This window comes from Paenibacillus sp. NPDC057886, assembly GCF_042796655.1.
Classification (GTDB): Bacteria; Bacillota; Bacilli; order Paenibacillales; family Paenibacillaceae; genus Paenibacillus.
In genome coordinates, this window is record NZ_JBHVMZ010000005.1 from 31,227 (window position 1) to 56,615 (window position 25,389).

At 43.5% G+C, this 25,389-nt stretch carries 22 protein-coding genes and 1 pseudogene; 15 read left to right on the top strand and 8 right to left on the bottom strand.

The annotated features are described in order from the left end of the window. Positions 1-24 precede the first annotated feature (24 nt). Positions 25-1,065, top strand: coding sequence for an NAD(P)-dependent alcohol dehydrogenase (locus ACFVQB_RS17440; RefSeq protein ID WP_379442816.1), 1,041 nt, complete (start codon positions 25-27; stop codon positions 1,063-1,065). 345 nt (positions 1,066-1,410) lie between these two features. Here the strand turns inward: ACFVQB_RS17440 and ACFVQB_RS17445 are convergent, their stop codons facing one another. Both ACFVQB_RS17445 and ACFVQB_RS17450 read right to left on the bottom strand, forming a co-directional pair. Continuing rightward, positions 1,411-2,790, bottom strand: a complete 1,380-nt coding sequence (locus tag ACFVQB_RS17445; RefSeq protein WP_379441522.1) for a sugar phosphate nucleotidyltransferase — start codon at positions 2,788-2,790, stop codon at positions 1,411-1,413. 11 nt (positions 2,791-2,801) lie between these two features. Further along, entirely contained in the window at positions 2,802-3,617 is an 816-nt protein-coding gene (locus ACFVQB_RS17450; protein ID WP_379441526.1) for a DUF6492 family protein, read from the bottom strand. A 198-nt stretch (positions 3,618-3,815) separates the two neighbouring features. On the opposite strand from ACFVQB_RS17450, the gene ACFVQB_RS17455 reads away from it, so the two are divergent. After that, entirely contained in the window at positions 3,816-4,577 is a 762-nt protein-coding gene (locus tag ACFVQB_RS17455) for a YheC/YheD family protein (protein WP_379441530.1), read from the top strand. A gap of 287 nt (positions 4,578-4,864) precedes the next feature. Here the strand turns inward: ACFVQB_RS17455 and ACFVQB_RS17460 are convergent, their stop codons facing one another. The 3 genes from ACFVQB_RS17460 to ACFVQB_RS17470 all read right to left on the bottom strand — a co-directional run bounded on the left by ACFVQB_RS17460 (position 4,865) and on the right by ACFVQB_RS17470 (position 7,951). Next, the gene (locus ACFVQB_RS17460) at positions 4,865-5,695 is read right to left on the bottom strand and encodes a carbohydrate ABC transporter permease (RefSeq protein ID WP_379441533.1); all 831 of its coding nucleotides are present in this window, start codon (positions 5,693-5,695) and stop codon (positions 4,865-4,867) included. Between the two features lies 1 nt (position 5,696). Continuing rightward, a complete protein-coding gene (locus tag ACFVQB_RS17465; RefSeq protein WP_024633185.1) occupies positions 5,697-6,569 on the bottom strand; it encodes a carbohydrate ABC transporter permease in 873 nt (290 codons plus the stop codon). 68 nt (positions 6,570-6,637) lie between these two features. Further along, positions 6,638-7,951 carry an ABC transporter substrate-binding protein gene (locus tag ACFVQB_RS17470; RefSeq protein WP_379441536.1) on the bottom strand — a complete coding sequence of 438 codons (1,314 nt, stop codon included), beginning with the start codon at positions 7,949-7,951 and terminating at the stop codon, positions 6,638-6,640. Between the two features lie 206 nt (positions 7,952-8,157). On the opposite strand from ACFVQB_RS17470, the gene ACFVQB_RS17475 reads away from it, so the two are divergent. The 4 genes from ACFVQB_RS17475 (at position 8,158) to ACFVQB_RS17490 (ending at position 13,456) form a co-directional block, all read left to right on the top strand. Further along, complete coding sequence (locus tag ACFVQB_RS17475) at positions 8,158-9,921, top strand: cache domain-containing sensor histidine kinase (protein ID WP_379441539.1); 1,764 nt, start codon at positions 8,158-8,160, stop codon at positions 9,919-9,921. 18 nt (positions 9,922-9,939) lie between these two features. Further along, a complete protein-coding gene (locus tag ACFVQB_RS17480) occupies positions 9,940-11,448 on the top strand; it encodes a response regulator transcription factor (RefSeq protein ID WP_379441541.1) in 1,509 nt (502 codons plus the stop codon). A gap of 191 nt (positions 11,449-11,639) precedes the next feature. Beyond that, positions 11,640-12,155 carry a spermidine/spermine N(1)-acetyltransferase gene (paiA, locus tag ACFVQB_RS17485; protein WP_379441544.1) on the top strand — a complete coding sequence of 172 codons (516 nt, stop codon included), beginning with the start codon at positions 11,640-11,642 and terminating at the stop codon, positions 12,153-12,155. A gap of 167 nt (positions 12,156-12,322) precedes the next feature. Then, entirely contained in the window at positions 12,323-13,456 is a 1,134-nt protein-coding gene (locus tag ACFVQB_RS17490) for a serine hydrolase domain-containing protein (RefSeq protein WP_379441548.1), read from the top strand. 123 nt (positions 13,457-13,579) lie between these two features. Here ACFVQB_RS17490 and ACFVQB_RS17495 read toward each other — a convergent pair whose 3' ends face one another. Both ACFVQB_RS17495 and ACFVQB_RS17500 read right to left on the bottom strand, forming a co-directional pair. After that, the gene (locus ACFVQB_RS17495; RefSeq protein WP_379441552.1) at positions 13,580-14,524 is read right to left on the bottom strand and encodes a DMT family transporter; all 945 of its coding nucleotides are present in this window, start codon (positions 14,522-14,524) and stop codon (positions 13,580-13,582) included. Positions 14,525-14,934: 410 nt separating this feature from the next. Next, on the bottom strand, positions 14,935-15,315 hold the full coding sequence (locus ACFVQB_RS17500) for an SH3 domain-containing protein (protein ID WP_379441556.1): 381 nt from the start codon (positions 15,313-15,315) through the stop codon (positions 14,935-14,937). 624 nt (positions 15,316-15,939) lie between these two features. Between ACFVQB_RS17500 and ACFVQB_RS17505 the strand changes: the two genes are divergently transcribed. The 4 genes from ACFVQB_RS17505 (at position 15,940) to ppsA (ending at position 20,318) form a co-directional block, all read left to right on the top strand. Beyond that, positions 15,940-16,629, top strand: coding sequence for an amidase domain-containing protein (locus ACFVQB_RS17505; RefSeq protein WP_258311770.1), 690 nt, complete (start codon positions 15,940-15,942; stop codon positions 16,627-16,629). A 24-nt stretch (positions 16,630-16,653) separates the two neighbouring features. After that, positions 16,654-17,205, top strand: coding sequence for a hypothetical protein (locus tag ACFVQB_RS17510; protein ID WP_379441562.1), 552 nt, complete (start codon positions 16,654-16,656; stop codon positions 17,203-17,205). Between the two features lie 200 nt (positions 17,206-17,405). Further along, on the top strand, positions 17,406-17,564 hold the full coding sequence (locus tag ACFVQB_RS17515) for a hypothetical protein (protein ID WP_379441568.1): 159 nt from the start codon (positions 17,406-17,408) through the stop codon (positions 17,562-17,564). A 138-nt stretch (positions 17,565-17,702) separates the two neighbouring features. Further along, positions 17,703-20,318, top strand: coding sequence for a phosphoenolpyruvate synthase (gene ppsA / locus ACFVQB_RS17520; protein ID WP_379441572.1), 2,616 nt, complete (start codon positions 17,703-17,705; stop codon positions 20,316-20,318). Positions 20,319-20,416: 98 nt separating this feature from the next. Here ppsA and ACFVQB_RS17525 read toward each other — a convergent pair whose 3' ends face one another. Continuing rightward, positions 20,417-20,842 (bottom strand): MaoC family dehydratase, encoded by a 426-nt coding sequence (locus tag ACFVQB_RS17525; protein ID WP_379441575.1) that lies wholly within the window; start codon positions 20,840-20,842, stop codon positions 20,417-20,419. Between the two features lie 236 nt (positions 20,843-21,078). On the opposite strand from ACFVQB_RS17525, the pseudogene ACFVQB_RS17530 reads away from it, so the two are divergent. From ACFVQB_RS17530 to ACFVQB_RS17550, 5 genes and pseudogenes are all read left to right on the top strand, one after another. After that, a pseudogene (locus ACFVQB_RS17530) lies at positions 21,079-21,511 on the top strand (MFS transporter); the annotation flags it as partial. Positions 21,512-21,630: 119 nt separating this feature from the next. Then, positions 21,631-22,620 carry a LacI family DNA-binding transcriptional regulator gene (locus ACFVQB_RS17535; protein ID WP_379441579.1) on the top strand — a complete coding sequence of 330 codons (990 nt, stop codon included), beginning with the start codon at positions 21,631-21,633 and terminating at the stop codon, positions 22,618-22,620. After that, a complete protein-coding gene (gene rbsK / locus ACFVQB_RS17540) occupies positions 22,613-23,494 on the top strand; it encodes a ribokinase (protein WP_379441583.1) in 882 nt (293 codons plus the stop codon). Before ACFVQB_RS17535 ends, rbsK begins: the two co-directional genes overlap by 8 nt. Continuing rightward, positions 23,491-23,892: a D-ribose pyranase gene (rbsD, locus tag ACFVQB_RS17545; RefSeq protein WP_379441587.1), complete on the top strand. Its 402-nt coding sequence runs from the start codon at positions 23,491-23,493 to the stop codon at positions 23,890-23,892. The genes rbsK and rbsD overlap by 4 nt, the downstream gene beginning before the upstream one ends. Positions 23,893-23,907: 15 nt before the next feature. Beyond that, on the top strand, positions 23,908-25,389 hold the full coding sequence (locus tag ACFVQB_RS17550) for a sugar ABC transporter ATP-binding protein (protein ID WP_379441591.1): 1,482 nt from the start codon (positions 23,908-23,910) through the stop codon (positions 25,387-25,389).

Below are 25,389 nucleotides of genomic sequence, written 5' to 3' on the forward strand. Positions count from 1 at the left end.
ATGACTATATTAGGAGGTTTTATGATGATAACTGCTAAAGCACGAGCTGTTGACGGTCCGGACCAATCGTTCCGGGCGGCTGAGATTAAACGACGCGATCTTGATTTGAACGATGTCCTGATCGAGATTCAATATGCCGGCATTTGCCACTCTGACATCCATACTGCTCACGGCGAATGGGGCCCAGTAAACTATCCGCTCGTACCTGGACATGAGATCGCAGGAATTGTCACAGATGTAGGAGCCGAAGTTTCAAAGTACAAAGTTGGTGACCGAGTAGGAGTCGGATGTATGGTTGACTCCTGTGGCGAATGTGAAAACTGCCGCCAAGGAGAAGAGCAGTACTGTCTCAAAGGAAATGTTCTCACATATGCTGGTGTTGATAAGTACGGCGAACCTACACAAGGCGGGTACTCCACTCACATTGTCGTAACTGAGGAATTTATCGTTCGTATTCCGGACAACATCGAGCTGGATGTCGCTGCACCTCTACTTTGCGCAGGTATTACAACATACTCGCCGCTAAATCATTGGGGAGCTGGACCAGGTAAAAAAGTAGCGGTTGTAGGTCTGGGCGGTCTGGGTCACATGGCTGTCAAAATTGCACATGCCATGGGTGCAGAGGTAACTGTTCTATCACAATCAATGAAGAAAAAAGAGGATGGTTTGCAATTTGGGGCAGATCATTACTACGCCACAAGCGAACCAGATACGTTCGAAAAACTCGCCGGGTCCTTTGATCTGATTATTAACACGGTAAGTGCGAATATCGACATCAATGCTTACTTCTCACTGCTCACTCTGGATGGCACCTTGGTTAATGTGGGTGCTCCTGGGGAGCCGTTGGCAGTAAACGTGATGTCCCTCATCGGTCACCGTCGTTCATTTGCAGGTTCAATGATCGGGGGCATCCGTGAGACTCAGGAAATGCTTGAGTTCTGTGCAAAACATAGTATCGTCCCTATGATCGAAGTCATTTCAGCTGACCAAATTGACGAAGCATACAAACGTGTATTAGCTTCAGATGTGAAGTACAGATTTGTAATTGACACGAGCACAATTTAAGTTTTTTAAAATTTCGATAATTGATTAAATCTATCTTCTAATACTGTCTCGGACTAGATCATAGTCCCATTGAGAGCCGCTAATGCAGCGGTTTTTTTTATTATGGCTTTAGCCAGTTGAGTGCGTGAAACGCGCGAAACAAAAAAACTACCTCTTTATGCCATGCCATAAAGAGGTATCAGGTGGAAACCAACCATAACAAAATAAGCTTCTCGGTACAAACACCGAGAAGGTAGGCATGTCGGGCATGTTACACGACAGCATGAGTATATGATGGTTATATTATGGACCTGAATTCTTGGGAAGTGCCCAAAATAAAATACAAAATGCTGCTTCGGTACTACATTAATCCAGCGATTTATTCGATCCTGCCCGTTCTGTGATGACCTTCCAGTCCTCTTCTTCAAAAAGTGTACCATCCTCATCCTCCGGTCCGCCGATTCGGGCCTCAAGAATGACCATCCTGGTTTCAGCCAGAATAGAAAATAGGCCCTTCAAGGTAATAGCGAACTGATTGCCAGTAGTAACCTGCATGATCCCACCATTGATAAACACCTGACCACTGCCTGAAAGGACAGTCCATGCTTTGCATCCTGAACGATGCTGGCGCAATCCGATATGTTTGCCGGGTAGAAGTATGATACTCAATGTGGTTACGGTTGTATTTTCGTCTTCCACCGTTCTCTCCATAACACGATAGCTGCCCCAGGTTGCTTCACCGTACATCGATTTCAGTGGCAAACTGCCCAATTGCTCTTTAATTTCATCTGAATTTTTTTTGTTCGCAATGAGAATGCCGTCTGGACTTGCGGCAGCGATAATACCCGGGATTCCGATAATCTGGATCGGGTAGGGTAGCACGTTAACGATATGGGAACCCGAAGATTGTCCGGATATTCCGCCTTTTCCGAATACATTGGAATCCAACTGGGCGCACAGCGCATCCCAGCTCCCGATATCCTGCCATACTCCGTTATATGGAAGCACAACGGACCGTTGCGTTTGTTCAGCAACTTGCTTGTCAAAACTGCGTTCAGGCAGCTGTTCATACAAGGCTAATAATTGTTCATAATGAACAGGAAGCCCGGATTTCTCAATATGGGATAACATAAACGCGAGTGAGAAGGCATATACCCCGCAGTTCCATAGTGCGCCTCGCCGTAACAGGGCTTCAGCAATCCCCGTCTCCGGCTTCTCTATAAATTGGTTTACTGTCGAATAAGCATCTTGTTCTTTCTTGTCAGGCAGGATGTATCCATACTGTTTCGAAGCATGTGTAGGCCTTGTTCCAATCAAAGCGATATCGGCACCGGACTGCTTCAATATATCAGGAAGCAAACCGAAGCTGCTAAAAAAGTCTTCGCTTGCGAACATATCCGCCGGCACGATACAGATCATATCGTCAGCTCCAGCTATTCCGAAGGATTGCAGATACAATGTCGCCAAGGCGGCCGCAGTAAACGTTCCCCGCTTAAAGGGTTCCCCGATAACTGGTATCTTGCCTTGGGTATGCCGGGTCGTTATACTGACCTGGTCCTGGTGTGAGATAATGATGGTTGAATCGAGCAAGTGCAAGCTCTCCAGTTGCCGACATACTCTGCCCATCATGGACTCTCTCCCACCTGCGGGTGATGGAAGTATATCAACGAACAACTTGGAGCGAAGCTCATTGGATAGCGGCCAGAGTCTTTTGCCAGAGCCGCCGCACAGCAGTACGATATGCATGGGCTTCCCCATTAAGCTTTGGGAGCTTTACTGTAGATTTTACGTTTGTGAAAAGACAGAGAGCGGTATTTAAGCGCCAATTTGCGGATTTCTTGCTCTTTTAACGAAGACGCGTTTATATTCAGACTTTTATTCATTGAACTTTTGAGGATCATGCTCCCCGGGCTCTTCGTGTACATAAAATTGGCATAAGTCTCGTACTCGGAGAAACCAAACTGCTTCTTCTTATTGATATTGGAAATAACCGCTTTGTACCACGGTAGCTGATGGATGGCTTCGATTTTCTTTTTCAAGGCAGAGAGCTTCGACTTTTCGAACAGCATATAATGGGTCACAAAAGAGCGGGGACGGGGCGCTTTTTTGCCCAACAGCTTACGATAGGTGTTAAAATATTCCGGCTGGCTCCAATCGCGGCAGTAAAATACGGTTTTGTTTTCAACAGTAAATGAATGAGGCTTAATCAGGACGGTATCCGCATCCATTACCAGAAAGTGCTTCGATTTCACAATATGATCTCCGTTCATTTTAAGCAGTTGCTGATACAACCAACCTGATCGATTCCAGTGGGAAGATTGATAATGTATATCGTTTTTGGTGATCGGCAGGACTGTCCGTTCATTAACAAAAATACAATTTTTGGTGGAACAAAGTTTTCTGATTATGTTGCTGGAAGGGGAAACGATATAAATGCGGCCAATCGGATGCTGTACATAACGGCGAATGTTATCGATGACGATAGGAAGAGTGCTCAAATCTTTTTCAATTGCAGGTATAAGAACATCGATCATAGGCGCACTATTGAACTGTAATCCGCGCTGAACTCTCATTTCCTCAACTCCTTGCACAAATAATTACGTCTTGTTCATGGTATGTTGTGCAAAGGTGGTTTGGTCAGGGCATTCGCCAATATAATATTTTTTACGAACAGGGCCTTTGCTTAGGATTGTTTTATCAATATTGCATATATTGCATGATCTTGACAAAACAGCAGGAGTTGAGTCTTTTGCTGAAGGAAGAGGTGTGTTGTGGAGATCGATAGATTGCAACCGTTAAAAAGCAAATGGTTAAAAACAAAAGTGATCCTCAAAAACGATTTTATCAAACCGTTTGTCCCTGACACGCAGAGGTATAACAAAACCAATCTGAGGTCCATGATCAAAAAATACGGTATGGTCTATATTAAACCGGAAAGCGGCACTTATGGAATGGGTGTTATTAAGGCGGAGATGGCGAGTGATCAGAACTTTGCTTATCAGATTGAACAAAACCACCTGACGTTCGACAGTTTTGAGTCGTTTTATACAAGTCTGGCACGTCTGGTGCATAAAAGAAGTTATCTGATTCAGAGAGGAATCCACCTGCTTAAGCATAACAACAGACGTTTTGATATCCGAGTCATGATCCAGCTAAGCCCGAAAAATCAGTGGGTAGCTACGGGGGTCATCGGCCGGCTTGGCCATCCGAAAAAAATCGTGACCAATTATCATAGCGGTGGGAAACCAATGGATGTTCAGGACCTGCTGAAATCCCATGCATCTTCAAAGCGCAGGAATGAACTGGTTCAGGAGATGAATGAACTTGGCCTGCGCATAGCCCGTCACATGAAGAAAAAATACCCGCATCTGAAGCAAATCGGCGTGGATATCGGGTTGGACCGAAGTCTGAAGCCCTGGATTATTGAAGTGAACGTCAAACCGGACCCTTATATTTTCAATCAATTAAAGGACAAAACGATGTATCGCAGAGTGATGCAATATTACCGCCACACTATTAAAAAAATGAAATAACGTTCCACCTTTGTAGGAAAACCCGCTGGGAACCCGATGATTTGTCTCGCTCCTGATTTATTGCACAAGCAGACCAGGAACCCACCTAACAATGGTGGGTTCCTGGTCCAGGATTAAGTATTTTTTAGAATTTTCATTGTTTAGTAGGAATCATTGAACACATAAATAGATGGAATCTATTACTTCGGCTATCATGCAAAGTTACCACAGAACTAGAAACAGAAGTTTACGACAATCTTGGCTTCCGCTTCATGCCAAGATTGGGAACTTCGAGGCACTAATTTCATTCACCCTTTGACTGCTCCCGCAGTAAGTCCGCTAACGATATATTTCTGTCCAAACAGGTAGAGGATAAAAACAGGAAGTGAGGTCAGTACAAGGTTAGCAAAAATCAGGTTCCAGTCCCGGCTGTATTTGCCGTAAAAATTATAGATCGAAAGTGGCATCGTCCATGTTGAACTATTCGTAAGGAAATACACCGGGATCGTAATATCATTCCATACCGACATAAACACCATGATCGCTACCGTTGCGTTAACGGGCAGAATTAGCGGTGTAACGATACGGAAAAACACGCCGAATACGCTGGCACCTTCCAGAAACGCGACCTCGTCCAGCGCTTTCGGAATGGTTTTGATAAATCCGCTGTACAAAAATACGCTAAAAGCAGTATTAAGCGCTGCGTAAATTAGGATGACGCTTGATATGCTGCCGTAAAAACCCAACCCTTGCACGACCCGGATCGTCGTAATGATTGACATCGGTGCAATCAGTCCCATGAAAAAATACATATATATGGTGTTTGAAAATTTTGTGTCCCGGCGTGCCAGAATGAAGGACGCTGCTGAGGAAGCCAAAATGTTGATGATGGACGAAATCCCCGTAATCCAGATGCTGTTCAGGAATGCCCTGGACAGACCGCCTTCTTCAAATACCCGAACATAGTTTGAAAATTGCCATTTATCCGGCAGACTCAAGGAGAAGCTGAGCACTTCAGCGCTTGTTTTGAACGAACCCAGAATTAGAATCACCAGAGGCAACAGAATGAGCAGAGAGGCGAGGAGCAGAAATCCTTCAACAATATAGTTGCGAATAGCGAGTTTGCGTGTATAGCCCATGTTATTCCGTAACCTCCTTGCGCCGCATGAAAATCAGTAGCGGTATGGCAATAATCGTGACAACCACAAACAGAAGCGTATTGACTGCGGTACCAAGTCCCCAATTTCCTTCGCCGAAGGAGCGGAGAATGATCGTACCCACAACTTGTGAAGCGTTGCCTGGACCTCCGCCGGTCATGACATACACTTCCGAGAATACTTTGAGCCCGCCAATCAGCGTCAACATCAGATTAATATTGATGGCTGGCAGCAAAAGGGGCAGTGTAATTTTGAAAAAACTTTTCCAGGAGCTTGCGCCGTCAATCGTGGCGGCTTCATAATATTCTTGAGAAATGGATTGCAAGCCAGCCAGATAGATGGCCATTTGGAATCCGGCGCTTTGCCAGATGGATACTATGGCGATTGTCCAGATGACAAGGGAAGGATTGGTCAACCAAGCCTGGCTCAATGAATGTAATCCGACTGCTTCCAATACGCGATTGATCGTACCTTCTGTACGCAGCATTGGTGTGAACAAGATGCTGATGACCAGAATACTCAGTATGGAAGGGGAGTAGAAAATTGCGCGTAGCAGGTTCTTCGTTTTTAATCTCATATTTAGAGCCACGGCCAATAGCAGACCAATGATATTTTTGCCAGCAACCGTAACGACGGCAAAAATCGCCGTGTTTTTAAGCGCCAAAATAAGCGTTTTGTCTGAGAAAATTTTCTCGAAATTGTCCCATCCGATAAACTTCAGATCAATACGATCCAGACGCCAATCCGTGAAGGAGTAGTAGAAAGCAGCAATTGCCGGAATAACAAAAAAGATAGAGTAGATGAGTAGTGCCGGAAATACCATGTAATACGAATATAAATTTTTTGCCCTTTTCATGTCTCACGCTCCGTTATGGCTAGGCAGCACATCATTCAGGAATGATATGCTGCCCTGTATTTCACTTCTTAGAAACCGGAAACGCCTTTATCCTGCATCAGCTGACTGAACTTCTCATCCCAGGATTTCAACACTTCCTCCGGTGTCAAACCGCCAGCGAATTGATCCTGTAACAGCCTGTATAGTTCACTGCGATCTACCAGCATGTAAGCATCCGTGGTCAACACGGTTTTCTTCGGCAGGATGTAATTGTCGACGATATCCTGTTTGTAAGCAGGTAACTCCGGCGTAGTAACGTCGCTAAAATTGGATACATAGCCCTTGGAATCGATGATCTGTTGCGCGATCTCCTTGGAGGCGATAAAGTCCAGGAACTGTTTGGCTTCGTCCAAATGCTTCGCTTTCTTCGGAATAAACAGTTGTCCTCCAAGCGGACTTGCCCCCAGTTTGGCATCATTGGAAGACGGAATTGGGAATACGCCCAGTTCCATGCTTGGATCCTGCTGTGCTACGCCTTCGATTAACCAATCTCCCATAAACATCATCGCGACTTCCTTGTTCAGGAATTTGCCAACCGCCATGTCATAGCTGTCGCTAAGCACATCTGTATTGGTATACCCCTTGGTGTACACTTCGTATTGCTGCTCCAAAAACGTTTTAAACTCGGGAATATCGGACCATTTTTTCTTGTTGCTGTTGAGTTCATCGAAAAAAGACGGATCATTTTTGGCTACAAAATCGGCAAATGCTGCCGCAGGCCAGATATTCGCAGCCCATGCATCTTTATAGGGCATGAATACCGGAGTAATGCCGCCAGCTTTAATTTTTTCACAAATGGCCAAAAATTGTTCGTAACTTGCAGGGATGGACAGACCCAGGTCAGCAAAAATCTGTTTGTTGTATACGACTCCTTGCATGCCCGTGTCCTGACTGACATGGAAGCTGTAGATATGGCCGGCAGCGGAGAGCACATCTTTGTTTACAATTCTGCCCGCCCAGGACTCGTTATCCAGAATTTCGAAATTGCGTTCAAGATTTAGATCCGTAATCGCGCTGGCCAAATTGTATTGAATGATGTCGGGCGTTTCGTCTACAGCCAGCTTGGTTTGCAGCACGGTCGTTGTTTGTTCAGCCGGAATGAGCTGCAGATTGACAGAAATATTGGTTTGTTTTTCAAACTCATCGAGAATGTCCTGCTGGATAAAGGCGGAATCCTGTGAGCTCTTGGAAATGGCCAATTCCAGTGTGACCTTGCTGTTTTTGTTGCCATTGCTTGCAGACGTACCAGAATCAGTACCTCCTGACCCGCAAGCGGTCAGCGAAATGGACAACAGACTTGCCAATACAATGGCTGCTGCTTTTTTTCTTTTATGCATTATCATTGCAAATCCCCCTCTGAAACATTTAATGAATCCGTTTACAAGTTCAATTATAGAATCCCCTTCTACTTCGGTACATGTCTGTGCTTGAATATTTATGTGTAAAATACTGAACTTGAAATCGCTATCATTTCATTCAAACCCATGCTACATTAAGACATGATCCAGACGAATTTCACAGCATGATAGGACAGGAGGCTTCTCGAAGAATGGCTAAATTTATACATAGAGCCACACAATTCAGCTTGCAGACCAAAGTATTTTTGACATTTCTGGCGCTTCTTTTGTTCGTGCTGGGCTGCTTTATCGTTTATGTGAACCTTGTCGTTATCCGCCCGCTTACACAAAAAACGGAGGAGGATATGCTAGTCACTGCCACTAAGGTACGAGAACAGGTTGACCTATACGTAGAGCAGCAAAACCAGATGTCCCAGCGCATATTGTCCAATAAGGACATCTTCGCAACGATGGACAAGAGCTCTTCAGCCCCAAGCAATTATGAAAGACTGAAGCAGATTCGTAAACTAAAAGATATCATGTTTCAGGCTATTGGCCCCAGCATGAACATCAAGGACATGTCCATTTATGATAAACATGGTGTGCTGCTTACATCGTATCTGGGTTCAGGACATCCTCCAACAATCCTAAGTGACTTAACGGGAAAAAGTAGAAGTGGACGAGAGTGGACCGGGAATGGTTTTATCCTGCTTCGAGAGGCAGACACCATCTCCTTTGTCCGCACGGTCAACGATCAGAATGGCAAGCTGTACGGATATCTTAGTATTCAAATGGATCAAGCTTACATTCAAAAACTTACAGAAGGAATTACAGCAGGGGACGTTTTTATTCTTAACCAGCAAGGTGAACAGATGACTGGCTTGGAAGCGAAAAAGAACGCGTTGATGTGGAAAGAACCATTATCTGATGAGGGACTGACAGTTGATCAACAGAATAATTATGTTACGCATTCGACATCTCATCATACGGGTTGGATTACTTTTATCGTAACTCCGAAAAACTCGGTGTTAGGCTCGATCCGTTCCGTACAAAGCATGTCCGTTCTACTGATTACAGTCTTAATGCTCATTTCTTTTGTGTACATTTTCTTCTCCACGCGCAACCTGTTGCTTCCCATTCGCAAGCTTCGCAGCCAGATTTGGCGCATCAATTACAGCAATATGAAGTTGAAAGTCGATGATCGGCCTAAAAATAACGACCTGCTGCTTCTGAATGAAGCTTTTCAGGATTTGATGGAGCGATTACAGGAGTCCATTAACCGTGAGAAGAAGGCATTACATGAAGAAGTCACCGCTCGGAATTCCGCACTGCAAGCTCAGATTGCTCCCCATTTCCTTCATAACGTCCTTTATTTGATCAGCATTGCTGCTCAAGAGGGGAGAACCGGGGTTGTGTCCGATATGTGTAAACATCTGTCAGACAGTTTGCGTTATATTGTTTCGTCCCCTTATGCACATGTAACAATGGCAAATGAGCTTGAGCATACGAGACATTATTTGTCGTTGGTACAGCAAAAGTATGAAGAAGATTTGGAGTGGAACATCCATGCTGATGAACTGGCGAGTGAAATCCGACTACCACGGCTGGTGATTCAGCCTTTTGTGGAAAACTGCATTGAGCATGCTTTTTTTAACATCACACCGCCTTGGCGTATTCAAATTACCGTGAAACATTATAACGGATTATGGGCTTTGGAGATCAAAGATAACGGGGAGGGCTTCCCGCCAAATAAAATAGAAGAGATTTTGTCTAATATTCAGCAGTCCGGCTCCGGAATGAATCAAACCCCCGATCGCCAGACAGCTCTTGGCAACATGGGGATCGTCAATAGCGTCAATCGGCTGAAACTGATGTATAGCAATCGGCTTTTATTTAACATCTACAACAATCATTCTGACGAGGGAAAAGGAGCAACTATTCAAATCATCGGCTCGATGACGAGGGATTTTTACTGAGCACAGGAGGCATAGACCATGTACAATATCATGATCGTTGAGGATAGCAAACCCATATTGCGCAATATTAAAATGCTGTTGGACAAGCTGAATTTTCCCATTCACGTGGCAGTTACGGCCACGAATGGGGAAGAGGCGCTGGCGGCACTTCAGAAGCAGCCAATCGATCTTCTGTTGACAGACATACGGATGCCCAAGATGGATGGCTTATCACTAATTGAGCACGCCAAGCTTGCCCAGCCTGAGTTGAAGGTTATTCTAATTAGCGGGTATAGCGATTTTGAATATACACGAAAAGCATTGAATTTGCAGGTCTTCGACTATTTGCTGAAACCCGTCGAGCCTGAGGCGCTGGAGGAAGTCATGGGCAGAGTTATTAAACAGCTCGATCAATCAAGGACGAGGAACTTTCATGAGTTGCAGGAGATCGTTGATCCCCATAGTATTGCTGAACTTAAGCCAGGAGAAAATGCTGCTTTTTTGGCCCAAATGATGATTATTCTGCGCAGACAGCCTTTTACCCGGGAACGGGAACGGTGGGGACAAAAGACGTTACAGGCTTCTTTGGAGGAATTCTTTGCTCCACGTCCCTGTAAAGTGTTTCTGAGCCAAAATCCGCAGCAATTCATCGTTTTTGTGAACAGGGGTATTCTTGATTTGTATTCTTCTGTACATGAATGTCTCGAAGCGTTGCGGCGCCATTTGGTTGCACAAGGTATGGACACAACAATCGGTGGGCAGCTGGTATGGTCGGAAACTGTTAATCTGTCTGAGCTTTACCACCAAATATCGTCCATTTTATCAATGCATCAGCGATTGAACAACGGATTGGTGTTAGATAGCGGAAACCTCTTCTCCATAGCAAGAACTGAAGCAGGTTGCCTGGATTCCGTATTGGAATCTGCTTTTGTCCACATGATACAAGCTCGTCAGAAGGAGCAGTTTGCCCTAAAGCTATCCGAGTTGATGAATCGATGGACGGAGGAAAACGTGCATGTAAAAGAATTAGAACGATTTATCGGACTAGTGGTGGATACATTCGCACATTTGGTTGAAGAGCAGGGGGGTGGAATTAGGCTTGGACTGGATCTTAGAGCAAAAAAACTATTTGATGAAGAAACATATGGCGATTTCTGCCGTGAATTAACGGAATGGATCGGCCAATGTTTTGAAATGCTTCAATCCCATGGTCGGAAAAGCAGAGAAGATCTGTTTGAACAAATGGATGAATACATCAAGCGGAACAAGTATACCCAAATCTCCATCAATGACATTGCAATGAAGTTTCACGTCAGCCCCTCTTACGTTAGCAGAGTGATTAAAAACGTAACTCAAGTCACGTTTGTTCAGTATTATACAAAGCTTAGAATTAAGGAAGCATGCAGACTGATGGAATGTCAACCGGATATGAAGTTTAAGGAGTTAGCGGATCTGCTATCGTTCAGTGATCAGCATTATTTTTCCAAGGTGTTTAAGGAATATACGGGACTCAGTCCCACAGAATATAAAGACATAATGCTTAAATAGTCCGGCATAGGAAAAACGTATTAAAATTCCGAAAACGTTTGCCATGTAATTCAATCTACCTAATCTCATTATTTTATGTTGCATACTATACAAATTTAGAGTAGATTAAATAGAATAATGTTGTATTTGCAACAAAAAAAACAAACTGCTTTTAATTAAGTAATGATTCCTAGAAGGAGAGATACATCACAATGACAGTAGAAATAAGAGCATGCCGTCGTGAGGATTTACAAAAACTACAAGAAATAAGTATAGAAACATTCAACGATACCTTTAAAGATCAGAATGCCCCTGACAATATGAGAGCTTATCTGGAAAGAGCTTTTAACATTAGACAGTTGGAGGCTGAACTGTCTAATAGCTGTTCAGACATTTTTTTCGTCTACTACAATGATGAACTTGCCGGATATCTAAAAGTGAACAGAGATGGCGCCCAATCCGAAAAAATGAGTGATGCTTCACTAGAAATTGAGAGAATTTATATCAGGAAAAAATTTCAAAAGCATGGACTGGGTAAATATCTGCTAAATAAAGCCATGGAGACCGCATTGGAGCACAAAAAGAAGCAGATCTGGCTCGGGGTATGGGAAAGAAATGACAATGCCATAGCTTTTTACAAGAAGATGGGGTTTGTTCAAACCGGCTTACACTCTTTTTACATGGGCGACGAGGAACAAATCGATTTTATCATGGTCAAGACCCTTTAGTAATCGTACCGATCCTAAAAAATTGTATGGATTGTTTAAAGTTGCTTTCTATTAGATATGGTCAATGCATACGAATGGTCGTATATTAATACTATGTGGGTCATGTGTATGAACACAGATTCACTATGTGCATTGATAAACGATTCTACATAGAAGGACGGGGAAATATGGACTTTAAACCGCTTGCTTCATTTATTGATCGCATCACATCATGGAGAATTCCGTGGGCAGAGGTACTTGTGATGCATCAAAATGATACCGTTTTCCGTTACCGGAATGGTTACGCCAATCTGGAGGAGCAAACGCCCATCGGCGATGGGGCGATCTTTAATCTCTACTCCATGACGAAAATTATGACCTGTGTGGCAGCGCTTCAACTTGTAGAGAGAGGGCAGATGCTGCTGAGTGATCCGGTATCCGACTATCTGCCGGAATACGCCGAGATGACAGTGAAGAAAACATTATCGAGCGGCGAGGTCAGATTGGAAAAAGCGACAAAGGCGATTACAGTACGCGACTTGTTTACGATGACTGCCGGGTTCTCCTATGATATTGGCTCGCCAAGCATTCAGGAAGCTGTGCAGAGCACCAACGGAACATTATCGACACGAGACTTCGCGAAAGCGCTCGCCAAAGAACCGCTTCTATTTGAGCCAGGTACACATTGGAACTATAGCATGTGTCACGATGTGCTCGGAGCCTTGGTCGAGGTTGTAAGTGGCAGACGTTTTGGTACGTATCTGCAAGAAGAAATTACCGGACCGCTCGGCATGAACGATACGGCATTCGATCTGAACGATGAACAGCAGGCCCGCCTGATCCCACAGTATGCTTACAATGATGAGCTTGAAAAAGCCGTACGCATGGACGGAAACGGATTCCGGATAAGCACGGATTTGGAGAGCGGCGGTGCCGGACTATTGTCCACCGTCAGCGACTACGCATTGTTCCTTAGCGCGCTGACGGGAAAAGGAACAAGTCCAAAAGGTGTTCGCATTCTGTCACAGGCTTCAATTGAGCTGATGCGCACAGACCATCTGAACGATCTGACCCGTGGTGATTACTCCTGGGATCATATGGGAGGGTATGGTTATGGGATGGGTGTACGTACGCATATCTCCAAAGCCGGCAGCGGTTCGTTAAGTCCGCTTGGTGAATTTGGCTGGAGTGGGGCTGCCGGGTGCCTGGCTATCATTGACCCAGACTCCGAACTCACGGTCATGTATGCGCAGCATCTGCTGAACAATCAGGAGCCTTACGTTCATCGTCGCTTGCGTAATGTTGTTTATTCCTGTTTGTAATGCGAAAAGGTGAGGCTTAAATACAAGAAAAGGTCGCTAATTAGCGACCTTTTTGTATTTAGAGAGTAAGTTCTTGTACCAAGTCTTAGGTGGGTAGTCCCTATTCGTTTGGAAAGAAACACATTATTTTGATGAGGTTACTCTATTGACCATATAAATACCGATGGATACAAACAGCAATGCGATTAGGTTTTTGAATTCCATAATCGTTTCTCCCAAAAACAACGCCGATAGTAATGCACCAAATACAGGGATAAGGAAGTTATACACAGATACTTTTCCGACTTTGTTGTATTTCAGAAGTAGATTCCACAAGCAAAATGCGGCAGATGAAAGTAAAACTAAATAAATCAAGATCCCCGTTGATTCAAGTGTAAAATGTGTAACCCGGCCGCCAAGCAGGAGTCCCAGTATGGTGAGTGCCAGTCCGCCGACAAACAGGCTAACTCCGGTAATTACGAGGACGTCGATGGAGCCAGTTAAGTGTTTTGCATAGATGGCCGTAATGGAAAAAATAAGAGCCGCCATAATAACGAAACCTTCACCTGTGAGAGAAAAGGAGAATTCCAGCAGATTGGAGTGGAAATTAACAATAATTACGCCAATAAATCCTAGCAAACAGCCAACTATTTTATTTTTGCTTAGTTTATCATTTTTATATAAAAAATGAGCTAGAACAACACTGAAAAAGGTCGTTGTTGCATTCATAATTGAACCTTTGACACCTGTTGTATTGGCTACACCCACATAAAAAAACATATATTGCAGACCCGTTTGGAACATGCCAAGCAATATTAAGCTTGAAAATTGTCTTCCAGACAGATTAAACTTCCGTTTACTAATGACACGAAACAGGAATAGGAGCAGTAATCCTGCTAAAATAAATCGATAACCCGCAAATACAAATTTTGATGGAACATCTTCTGCCAGGATGTCAAAAGCACTATATCCAAGCTTAATAAACGGGTAGGCACTTCCCCATAACAAGCAACATATACTTGCAACTAGTGTTACAAATAAAGGGTCGCTAAACTTATTCGGTTTCTCCATTGCTTTTATCTCATTCACTTTCAATCTTCTCCTCGCATGATATGTAAATGTGTACGATTGATAGCACCTCACTGACCATATCACAAACTGCTAGTGGCTGTAACCCAAAATAAGATGCCTTCTTATCAAGCAACAAATCTCTTAACTAAATAACAAAGAGCCAACTCAAAGGTTAGCTCTGCCGTGTTATGTATAAGCACTACTTTCTTTCCAAGGTGAAGCCTTCCTTCTCCAGCAAAGTAACTACCCTGGTCGCCAAACATAGTAGCATTCAACAACTACAATATACGTTTCTCTTATCGTTGTCTACAGTTTAGAAAGTTATATATTTACAAGATTCTTTTAGATTAAATGTTATGTTTAAGACCAAAAAAATCCAATCGCAAACATGTCTGCGATTGGATTTTTCATCTGATTTTATGAGGAAATTAGCCTACTTCATTAAGGTACTGACTCGCTACCCAGCCCCAGACACCATGTTTATAACTATATACACTTACCCATGTAATGCCTCCGGAAGTCACTTGTTCCGATCCTCCATTTACCAAATCACCTTTTTGGAGTTGGCCAAGAATAGTACCGCTGCTCGAGGCTGTCTTTCTGAAATTAACATTGTTTGCTGTAATTTCATATGTTGAAGTCATTATAGTAACAAGATCTGATCCAGGCTCTTCCGTAATACGTGAATCCTGTGTTAATTGATTGTTAGGAGAAATTCTATCCTGTGGATTTTCCGATGCAAATGCTGCTGTTGCCGGCAGTGCTGTTGTGGCTGTCACAAGTAAAACAGCGATGAACTTTTTCAACATTTTAATGTCTCCTTTTTAAATGATTATAGTAAGTAGAATATTAGAACCATCCTTTTCATTTACTATTAAACTTATATATGTAAATGAAATGACATACATAATATACCATATAATTACACAAAAAGGAAATAAAATTTCGTAACATACTGTTGAATTTGAAGAAATAATAGAGACAATCCAAAAAAAGGATTAGTGCTATTTTAGATGTATTAAATCCAATTATTGATTATCATCCGATCTCCAAGAGAGGAAGCGATTTCTGATACTTTAGGTGAATATCAAAAGAAAATATTTTTTAAATTATTTACAATTAAATGAAACATTTTACTATTATGGAGCGTCTATATATTGTACATAATTTTATGAGCGTTGGCCAATGTCAACCTGGGGTTAAACTACAGTGCTCTTTACTTGAAAATCAAAGCGATCAGCCTGGAATATACAAGAAATTTATACAGCTTTATTGAACAACAGAGATTAGAGCAGCTCACTTAAGAAAGGGGAGTGCTGTATATTCAGTACCTTTAACAGAAAGGTGTAAATGCAAGCTTCTCATCACATAACAACTAGTTGAAACCTCTTGAATTAGATAAATATGATTATAAGGCGGAAGGGACTGAATTTTTGTTGAAAAGAAAATTGAAATCTGCAATTGTTGCAACTATCGTTGGTGCTACATTCTTATTGTCTTCACAAGCGTTTGCAGCAGAAGTAATGTTTACTAATTCCACGAGTACAAATAGTTCGTTTGATCGGGGTAAGGCTGCGGACTATGCTGAAACATGGGCAACAACAGCCAACCCTGATTTTGCTAATTACGGAAGTAACAGTGATGGGGGAGATTGCACAAATTTTGTTTCTCAAGCTCTCTACAAAGGTGGAGGTTTGGCGTTTAATGGTTCAAAAGGGTACAACAGGAATACCGTCGATTGGTATTATTATGGTCCTCATGTCCCCCCATCAACAAATCCTAGAACTTCTTCTTGGACGGGAGCGCATCAGTTCCGAGAGCATTTTGCGGTTATAAATAATCAAGGCGGAAAAAAGGCTTATAAAGCAACAAAATACACATCAGAAGAATTACAGAATAATTTTGCCCCTATATATGCTGAATTGTATAGAGGAGATATTGTCCAACATGTTAATTCTGCAGGACACACTATCCATTCTCAAATCGTCAATGGCTACGGTTCCGGAAACGATCTTAAAATGGCGCAACATTCCGTCACCAACGGAACCTGGAACAAGGATATCTCTTTAAAATCGTACGTAGCTTATGGGTCATGGATGGTCTCAATAAAAATCAAAAATTAATTTAATGTAAGGAGTTGGAATAAGTTGAAAAAGAAAACGTGGGTTGTACTCACTATATGTTGTTCTCTGGCATTAGGCGTGGTAGCATTGGCTAATTTAAACACTAACCAGGTAAACGCAAATAGCCCGAGTCTTACAGAGAAAACCTCTTATGCGACTGAAAGCTACGAAGCACAGAAGAAAATCGCTGACGCTCCTGGTGCAACTACAGAGGATGAGCAAAAGCTCAAGGAACTGGCAACAAAAGCTGCAGATTTAGAAGCAGAACTAAACCCCAAAAGTGACTTGGAAGAATTCAATGAAGTATTTGAGGGTTACAATGACTTGTTCGCCATCGAAAGTGCATATTATGCGGACCAACATGATTCAGAAGACCCTGCAGTTCAGCGGGTATTATACGAACTGGAGCAAAAGGGAAAGTTAATTGCCCAATTCGAAAATTTACAATTAAAAGCTCAATCTGAAGATGCAAATTTAATCAAAACACTAAACGGACAATCACTGCTTGATAAGTTTCTTGAAGAAACGCAACAACTGAATCAAGAGCTTTATCCAGACAAAGATTCAACTAATTAAATCCAACTTATACCCAAACGAAGGCGTCTCTAAGGAGACGCTTTTTCTCCTTTAATAAAATAATCCTCCGATCCCTCACAAAGAAAATTTAGAAAATAAATGCTTTTTTATGAATCGAAAATCGGTAAGAATGACGACTTAATGCAATTGGGTGAAATCAAAGGACCCATTTGGAATAAAAACGAGAGCCAGATTTTCACATGGATGACGAAACACCAAAAGTAAAAGGTTTTGAAGGACCGAGGATGCTGGACGAAATCTGGTTGAGAGATATGGTTTTTGATGTAATTAATAATAATGGTAAGCAGAAAAAGAACCTGAGTGATTTTACTCGGTTCTTCGATATTGTATATAAATAAACACGATGATATAATCAGACTACACCTTATTTTTTTTCGAAAGACAAAATCATCTCATCTTATATTTAAATCTTATCATGGCGGTAAACTCTTTGTCAAATGTTTTTTTCTCAATATATTGGTTAGGGGAGATACGGAATGAGTTCTTTGGTTATCGGATTTCAGGAAATGGAAAAATTGCAGCTTGCACTCGTTGGTGGAAAAGGATTAAATCTAGCGAAGTTATCAAAGGTTGAAGGAGTACAGGTCCCCGATGGATTTTGTGTTACAACCGTTGGATATCAAAAAGCCATTGAACAAAACGAAACGTATCATTCTTTGCTGGATCAATTAACCATGTTGAAAGTAGATGAACGAGAGCAGATTAGTGAAATCAGCAGAAAGATCAGAGAACTTATTATGGACGTAGACATTCCTGCCGATGTTGAAAAAGAAGTTGCTTACTATCTCTCCAAGTTTGGAGAAGGACATGCGTATGCAGTACGTTCCAGTGCGACCGCTGAAGATTTACCATATGCCTCTTTTGCTGGTCAACAAGACACTTACTTAAATATCATTGGGAAAGAAGCAATCATGCACCATATCAGCAAATGTTGGGCTTCCCTGTTTACGGATCGTGCAGTAATCTACCGTATGCAAAATGGATTTGACCATGGTCAGGTTTATTTATCCGTTATCATTCAAAAGATGGTTTTCCCAACGGCTTCAGGGATTTTATTTACGGCTGATCCGATTACATCCAACCGGAAACTGCTATCCATCGACGCCAGCTTTGGACTTGGTGAGGCGTTGGTGTCCGGCTTGGTATCTGCCGATTATTATAAAGTACGGGAAGGTGAAATTGTCGAGAAAAGGATAGCCACCAAAACGTTGGCAATTTATGGACGGAAAGATAGTGGAACGTATACAGATCAGATCGATCCCGTTCTGCAAAAGACGCAAACACTTACTGATCAACAAATTTTAGAACTGGCACGCTTAGGAAGACAGATTGAAGCTCATTTTGGTTTCCCGCAAGATATCGAATGGTGTTTGGCGGATGATACGTTTTACATTGTTCAGAGTCGTCCAATCACCACTTTATACCCGATTCCTGAAGCGAATGACCAGGAAAATCATGTGTACCTATCTGTGGGTCATCAACAAATGATGACCGATCCCATGAAACCGCTGGGCTTATCTTTCTTTCTATTAACGACTCCGGCACCCATGCGTATAGCTGGTGGAAGATTGTTTGTTGATGTTACGCCTAGGCTGGCTTCGCCTGTCATGAGAGAAAACTTCATAAATACCCTGGGGCAATCCGATCCGCTCATTAAGGACGCACTTACAACCATACTCAAGCGAGGGGATTTCATAAAATCGTTACCTATTGATCAGCCAGCACCAACTCCACGTAATAACAATGAACAGAGCGTGTCTGAGGGTTTTCAAGCACATATTGAAAATGAATCGACCATCGTCTCTGATTTGATTAAGAGCAATCAAGCCTCAGTAGAAGAATTAAAACGTAACATTCAAAACAAATCTGGATTGGATTTGTTTGATTTTATCCTTGAAGATCTGCAAGAGTTGAAGAAATTTCTATCTGACCCACGAAGTTCAAATGTGTTCATGACTGCCATGAAGGCTTCAGCATGGATCAATGAAAACATGAAAGAGTGGTTGGGTGAGAAAAATGCAGCAGATACGCTGTCTCAATCTGTACCTAACAATATCACTTCGGAAATGGGTCTGGCATTACTTGATGTTGCAGATGTGATTCGTCCTTATCCTGAAGTCATTGCTTATTTACAGCATGTAAAAGAGGATGACTTTATGGATGAATTGGTTAAGGTTGAGGGTGGACAGGAAACAAGGGACTTTATCCAGAATTATCTGGACAAATACGGAATGCGATGTGCCGGAGAAATTGATCTTACCAGAATCCGTTGGATTGAAAAACCCGTGACGCTTGTGCCGTTGATTCTGGGTAACATCAAAAACTTTGAGCCTAATGCAAGCAAACGGAAGTTTGAACAGGGACGACAGGAAGCGTTGAAGAAAGAAGAGGAATTATTGGATCGATTGAAGCTATTGCCTGATGGTGAACAAAAAGCCAAGGAAACGAAACGAATGATCGACCTGGTTCGCAACTTCATCGGTTATCGGGAATATCCCAAATACGGCATGATCAATCGTTACTTCGTATATAAACAGGCTTTATTAAAAGAAGCCGAACGACTTGCACAAGCGGGCGTTATTGCTGAAAAAGAAGATATATACCATCTCACTTTTGAAGAACTTCGTGAAGTCGTACGCACCAATAAACTGGACCAAAAGATCATCAGCCAGCGGAAAGACGATTACAAATACTATGAAAAACTGACTCCACCTCGTGTGATCACGTCTGATGGTGAAATCATTTCAGGTCAGTACCAACGTGGAAATCTGCCAGCTGAAGCCATTGTTGGCCTGCCTGTTTCTTCCGGAGTTATAGAGGGTCGTGCACGTGTCATCTTCAATATTGAAGATGCTGATCTGGAAGATGGAGATATACTAGTGACCCCCTATACTGATCCGAGCTGGACACCATTATTTGTCTCTATAAAAGGCCTAGTCACCGAAGTGGGTGGATTGATGACCCATGGTGCAGTGATTGCACGTGAATATGGGTTGCCAGCCATTGTCGGAGTGGATAATGCTACCCAACGAATAAAAGATGGGCAACAAATTCGGGTACATGGAACCGAAGGATATATCGAAATATTGTGAATTTATATCAATAGATTATGAAATAGACGATCGTGCATCAGATCTGATGTACGATCGTTTTTATTTTCATATTCATAACGAAAACGAATCGTGCAAATTCAATTGCTAATTAGAGCACTTAATTCTGCCTGAAAGACCTTTTCATTATTTTGATTAAAAGTAGTGAGCAGCACAGTAACAATTCCGCCAATGCTCCTTCTTGGAGATAATTCAATCACTTCTGATAGAACACTGATTTCATCATCTGGAAACACAGGTTTGATAAACTTTATGTTATTCATACCCGTTCCTGCGACAATATCTTCTCCATATATCCCGAGTTCCACCCAAAGCTTGAAGGACGTGCTCATCGTCTGCATACCCGAAGCAATTAGGCTGCCGAAGCGGCCTTCTTTGGCTTTGGCCTCATCTATATGCATATATTGAGGGTCGTACATTTTTGCAAAATCAATAATATCCTTTTTTGACAATTGAATAGACTCTGTTCTATAGGATTCGCCTATAACATATTCGTTAAATTTCAATGATGTACACCTCCCATATCTACTCTAATAGATAAGTTGAATTTAGGGCAAGTAGTGCTCAACTAGAACATGTGCTTAATGTTCTAGTTTAACCATGTAGAGGTTGCATGAAAACTATTGAATTCTTTAGTGCAAATAATGAGTATTAAGCAGTTTAAACATGGATTAACTGGTTAAACATTTGATTATACTGCATATACCATTTTGATAAAGTATAGAAATTTAACAGATAACCCAACATTGGGTCGGCCACCATTCAATGGCTGACAACCGGCTATTTGCTGACAATGGGGGTTCACGTTCCGTTATCCGGCCAATTAATTCAGCGTTTTACAACAAGGCAACTGTTTATGACGTCGCTTATATTTTCATGTCTCGGTGCTCTGATTGGAGCCGTTGCTTCAAGCTTCGGCGTGTTAATGGTTTCGCGTATTATTGAAGCAGTAGGTACTGCGTTATTACTACCGCTTATGTTCAATACTGCTCATTTTCCCAGTGGAAAAGCGCGGTGCAGCCATGGGCCTGGTTGGGCTCGTTATTATGTTCGCCCCTGCGGTCGGGCCGACAATTGCCGGACTGCTCATTGAAGCGCTGAATTGGCATTATATCTTTTGGCTTTCATTTGTTTTTCTTGTCATCGCCCTGATGATTGGGATGTTCACGATGCAGCTTTAATCAGTCCTCTTTCTGGCCACTTGGATAAATTTCCAGTGAAAATAGGGTTGTCAAACTAAAAAAAATATGATATTTTCATATCTGTAACCGGTTACACATGGGAGTGAACGTTCATGACAACAATTAAAGATGTAGCTAATTTGGCTGGTGTTTCAGTAGCCACTGTATCAAGGGTCATTAATGAAAGAGGTTATGTTCATGCGGACACTCGCAAGAAAGTGGAGGAAGCGGTCAAGCAACTTAACTTCTCTCCCAATGAAGTGGCCCGCTCTTTATACAAGCGTAAGTCCAAACTGATTGGCCTGCTGCTACCGGATATTGCAAACCCTTACTTTCCGCAGCTTGCGCGCGGTGTAGAGGACCGGATGCAGGAGCAGGATTTCAGACTAATTTTCGGAAATAGTGATGAGGACGAACAGAAGGAAAAGGATTACATCCAGACTTTTATCCAAAATAATGTGGTTGGCGTAATCTCCTCAACGAATTACCCTCATTCTTCAATATATGAGAACTTGAAAATTCCCGTGGTGTTTCTTGACAGAACACCTCTGGACAGCCCCTCCGTATATGCGGATGGCAGAGAGGGGGGGCGGCTGGCTGCGCGGGAGATCATCAAGCGCGGAAGCCGCCGAATTACGGTTATGCAGGGACCGGCACATATCAAACCAGCGCAGGACCGTTTTGAAGGCGCAATCGAGAGCATACGTCAGGCCGACCTGGATTACCGTGTAATCCAAACGACATCCTTTTCCTTTAACGATGTTGGGTTATGGGCGGATGAACTTTTCAGCAAGTACGGCGATACTGACGGAGTCATTGCCAGTAATGACATTGCAGCTATGGCGGTACTGCACGAGGCACTGCGAATCGGAAAAAAAGTTCCGGAGGATATGCAGATTATCGGCTTCGACGATATCCCGATGAGCAGCCTGCTATCGCCTGCATTGTCGACCATTCGCCAACCGGCGTACGAGATGGGAAGGGAAGCTGCCGGTTTGCTTATCAAACTGGTGGAACAATCTCCAATCGAAAACAAACACATACAGCTGCCGGTCAGTTTCATTGAACGGGGCACAACAAGAAAGGTGAATTCAGATGGCTAAAATATGCGTAATTGGCAGCAGTTCCATGGATTTGGTTGTTACTTCCTCAAGACGACCGGGGGCGGGTGAAACCGTCCTTGGCGACAGTTTCAAAACCGTTCCGGGCGGCAAAGGAGCAAATCAGGCAGTCTCTGCAGCAAGACTGGGGGCCGAAGTTGCCATGATCGGCAGGGTAGGCGATGATGCTTTCGGTACGGCCATTTTAAATAATTTCAAAGCAAACGGTGTAATTACGCACAATGTGAAACCGGTTACACATATGGAAAGTGGTACGGCTCATATCGTGCTGGCTGAGGGTGATAATAGTATCGTGTTCGTTGAAGCGGCAAATCGCGAAGTTACACCAGCCTATGTCGATGAAGCGGCAGATGTGATCCAACGTGCCGATATTGTGTTGATTCAGCAAGAAATTCCGGAGGAAACCGTTGTTCGTGTCAGCGAAATTTGCGCCCTAAGCGGAACTCCGCTGTTGTTGAATCCAGCGCCGGCAAGAAAAGTACCGGATGAGGTCATCGACAAAGCTGCTTATATCACGCCGAACGAGCATGAGGCCGAGATTTTGTTTGAGGGGATGACCCCGGCAGAGGCGCTGCGCAAATATCCAAACAAGTTGTTTATTACGGAGGGCAGCAACGGAGTTCGATACTTTGACGGGGAACAGGAAATCGTTGTACCTACGTATAAGGTAGAACCAGTGGATACAACCGGAGCGGGTGATACGTTTAACGCCGCATTTGCGGTTGCTCTGGCTGAAGGCAAACCGCTACAAGACAGCATTAGATTCGCGAACCGGGCTGCATCGCTATCCGTAACCAAGTTTGGGGCGCAAGGAGGCATGCCAACGCGGGATGAAGTGGAGGAAAGCTTGAAATGAAGAAACAGGGAATAATGAATAGTCATATCTCCAAGGTGCTGTCTGATCTGGGTCATACGGACACGATTGTCATCGCAGATGCTGGGCTTCCGGTTCCAGACGGGGTACCCAAAATTGATTTGTCCCTGAAACTGGGGACACCGAGTTTTCAAGAGGTTGTGGAGCTTATTGCGGACGATATGGTCGTCGAGAGAGTGATTTTGGCAACAGAGATCAAGGCAGGGAATCCGGAGGCTTTGCAATTTATTACCGGGAAATTTGGCGATGAAGCCATTGACGTTTCCATCAGTCATGAACAATTCAAGGTGTTAACCCGGAATGCCAAAGTAGTCATTCGTACGGGTGAAGCAACGCCGTATGCCAATTGCATTTTACAATCGGGCGTCATTTTCGGTTAAAAGGGGGACGGCATCATGCATATTCAGATGCAAGACATATATAAAGCGTTTGGCACCAACCAAGTGCTGAGCGGTGTGGATTTTGAACTGAAGGAAGGCGAGGTTCATGCCCTGATGGGAGAGAACGGGGCCGGCAAATCCACGCTGATGAACATTTTGATCGGTCTACATGGGCGTGATCAGGGAACCATCTCTATTGATGGCAAAGAAACCTATTTTGCCAATCCGAAGGAAGCTGAGAAGATGGGGCTTGCTTTTATCCACCAAGAGTTAAACGTATGGCCGGAAATGACGGTGCTTGATAATCTCTTCATAGGTAAGGAAATAACTTCGTCTTTTGGGTTGCTGAACACGAGACAAATGAAAGCGCTTGCCTCAGAACAGTTCGCCAAGCTATCCGTGCAAATTCCGTTGGACCGTCCTGCTGGGGAATGCTCTGTCGGCCAGCAGCAGATGATTGAAATTGCCAAGGCACTGATGACCGACGCCAAAGTCATCATTATGGATGAGCCAACAGCGGCGCTTACAGAGCGGGAAATTCAGAAGTTGTTCGGCGTGATCACTTCGCTTAAGAAAAACGGTGTTTCCATCGTATATATCTCGCACCGAATGGAGGAAATTTTCACAATTTGCGACCGGATTACGATCATGCGTGACGGCAAAACGGTAGACACCAAGGCGATCCCGGAGACCAATTTTGACGAAGTGGTGCGGAAGATGGTTGGACGGGAGCTTACGGAGCGATATCCGGCACGAAATCCTTCGTACGGTGAAGTGGTCCTGGAAGTACGGGACGCAAGCAGCAAAGGATTGTTTCAGAATATCAGCTTCACGGTGAGAGCAGGCGAGATCCTCGGGTTCTCCGGGCTGATGGGCTCTGGACGGACAGAGATGATGCGGGCGATCTTCGGTTTGGAACCTCTGGATGGTGGCGAAATCATGATTCGAGGCAAAAAGGTTCATATCCGGAAGCCTGCCGACGCGGTTAGACATGGGATTGGATTTATTACCGAAGACCGCAAGGATGAAGGTTTGGTGCTCGATTTCTCGATTCGTGAGAATATGTCGTTACCCAATCTGTTCAGTTTCTCAAGTAAGGGTTTCATCTCGACTCATAAAGAACAGGAATTCGTTGATACGCTCATCAAACGTTTGCAAATTAAGACTCAATCATCTGAGACTGCGGTAGGAAACCTGTCAGGGGGCAATCAACAGAAGGTGGTTATCGCCAAATGGGTCGGCATCGGTCCGAGTGTGCTCATTCTGGATGAGCCGACACGTGGCGTGGATGTTGGAGCCAAGCGAGAGATTTATCAGTTGATGAACGAGCTGACAGACCGCGGAGTTGCAATCATTATGGTATCTTCCGAGCTGCCTGAGGTGCTTGGCATGTGCGATCGAATCGCGGTTGTGCACGAGGGACGTATTAGCGGTGAACTGACAAACGAAGAAGCAACGCAGGAAAACATTATGACATTGGCTACAGGGGGACAATGA

Bases quoted from the DNA above. Each gene is read 5' to 3' on its own strand.
- ACFVQB_RS17440 (WP_379442816.1), top strand. From the start codon at position 25: ATGATAACTGCTAAAGCACGAGCTGTTGACGGTCCGGACCAATCGTTC.
- ACFVQB_RS17445 (WP_379441522.1), bottom strand. From the start codon at position 2,790: ATGCATATCGTACTGCTGTGCGGCGGCTCTGGCAAAAGACTCTGGCCG.
- ACFVQB_RS17450 (WP_379441526.1), bottom strand. From the start codon at position 3,617: ATGAGAGTTCAGCGCGGATTACAGTTCAATAGTGCGCCTATGATCGAT.
- ACFVQB_RS17460 (WP_379441533.1), bottom strand. From the start codon at position 5,695: ATGGGCTATACACGCAAACTCGCTATTCGCAACTATATTGTTGAAGGA.
- ACFVQB_RS17465 (WP_024633185.1), bottom strand. From the start codon at position 6,569: ATGAAAAGGGCAAAAAATTTATATTCGTATTACATGGTATTTCCGGCA.
- ACFVQB_RS17470 (WP_379441536.1), bottom strand. From the start codon at position 7,951: ATGATAATGCATAAAAGAAAAAAAGCAGCAGCCATTGTATTGGCAAGT.
- ACFVQB_RS17475 (WP_379441539.1), top strand. From the start codon at position 8,158: ATGGCTAAATTTATACATAGAGCCACACAATTCAGCTTGCAGACCAAA.
- ACFVQB_RS17480 (WP_379441541.1), top strand. From the start codon at position 9,940: ATGTACAATATCATGATCGTTGAGGATAGCAAACCCATATTGCGCAAT.
- paiA (WP_379441544.1), top strand. From the start codon at position 11,640: ATGACAGTAGAAATAAGAGCATGCCGTCGTGAGGATTTACAAAAACTA.
- ACFVQB_RS17490 (WP_379441548.1), top strand. From the start codon at position 12,323: ATGGACTTTAAACCGCTTGCTTCATTTATTGATCGCATCACATCATGG.
- ACFVQB_RS17500 (WP_379441556.1), bottom strand. From the start codon at position 15,315: ATGTTGAAAAAGTTCATCGCTGTTTTACTTGTGACAGCCACAACAGCA.
- ACFVQB_RS17515 (WP_379441568.1), top strand. From the start codon at position 17,406: ATGGATGACGAAACACCAAAAGTAAAAGGTTTTGAAGGACCGAGGATG.
- ppsA (WP_379441572.1), top strand. From the start codon at position 17,703: ATGAGTTCTTTGGTTATCGGATTTCAGGAAATGGAAAAATTGCAGCTT.
- ACFVQB_RS17535 (WP_379441579.1), top strand. From the start codon at position 21,631: ATGACAACAATTAAAGATGTAGCTAATTTGGCTGGTGTTTCAGTAGCC.
- rbsK (WP_379441583.1), top strand. From the start codon at position 22,613: ATGGCTAAAATATGCGTAATTGGCAGCAGTTCCATGGATTTGGTTGTT.
- rbsD (WP_379441587.1), top strand. From the start codon at position 23,491: ATGAAGAAACAGGGAATAATGAATAGTCATATCTCCAAGGTGCTGTCT.
- ACFVQB_RS17550 (WP_379441591.1), top strand. From the start codon at position 23,908: ATGCATATTCAGATGCAAGACATATATAAAGCGTTTGGCACCAACCAA.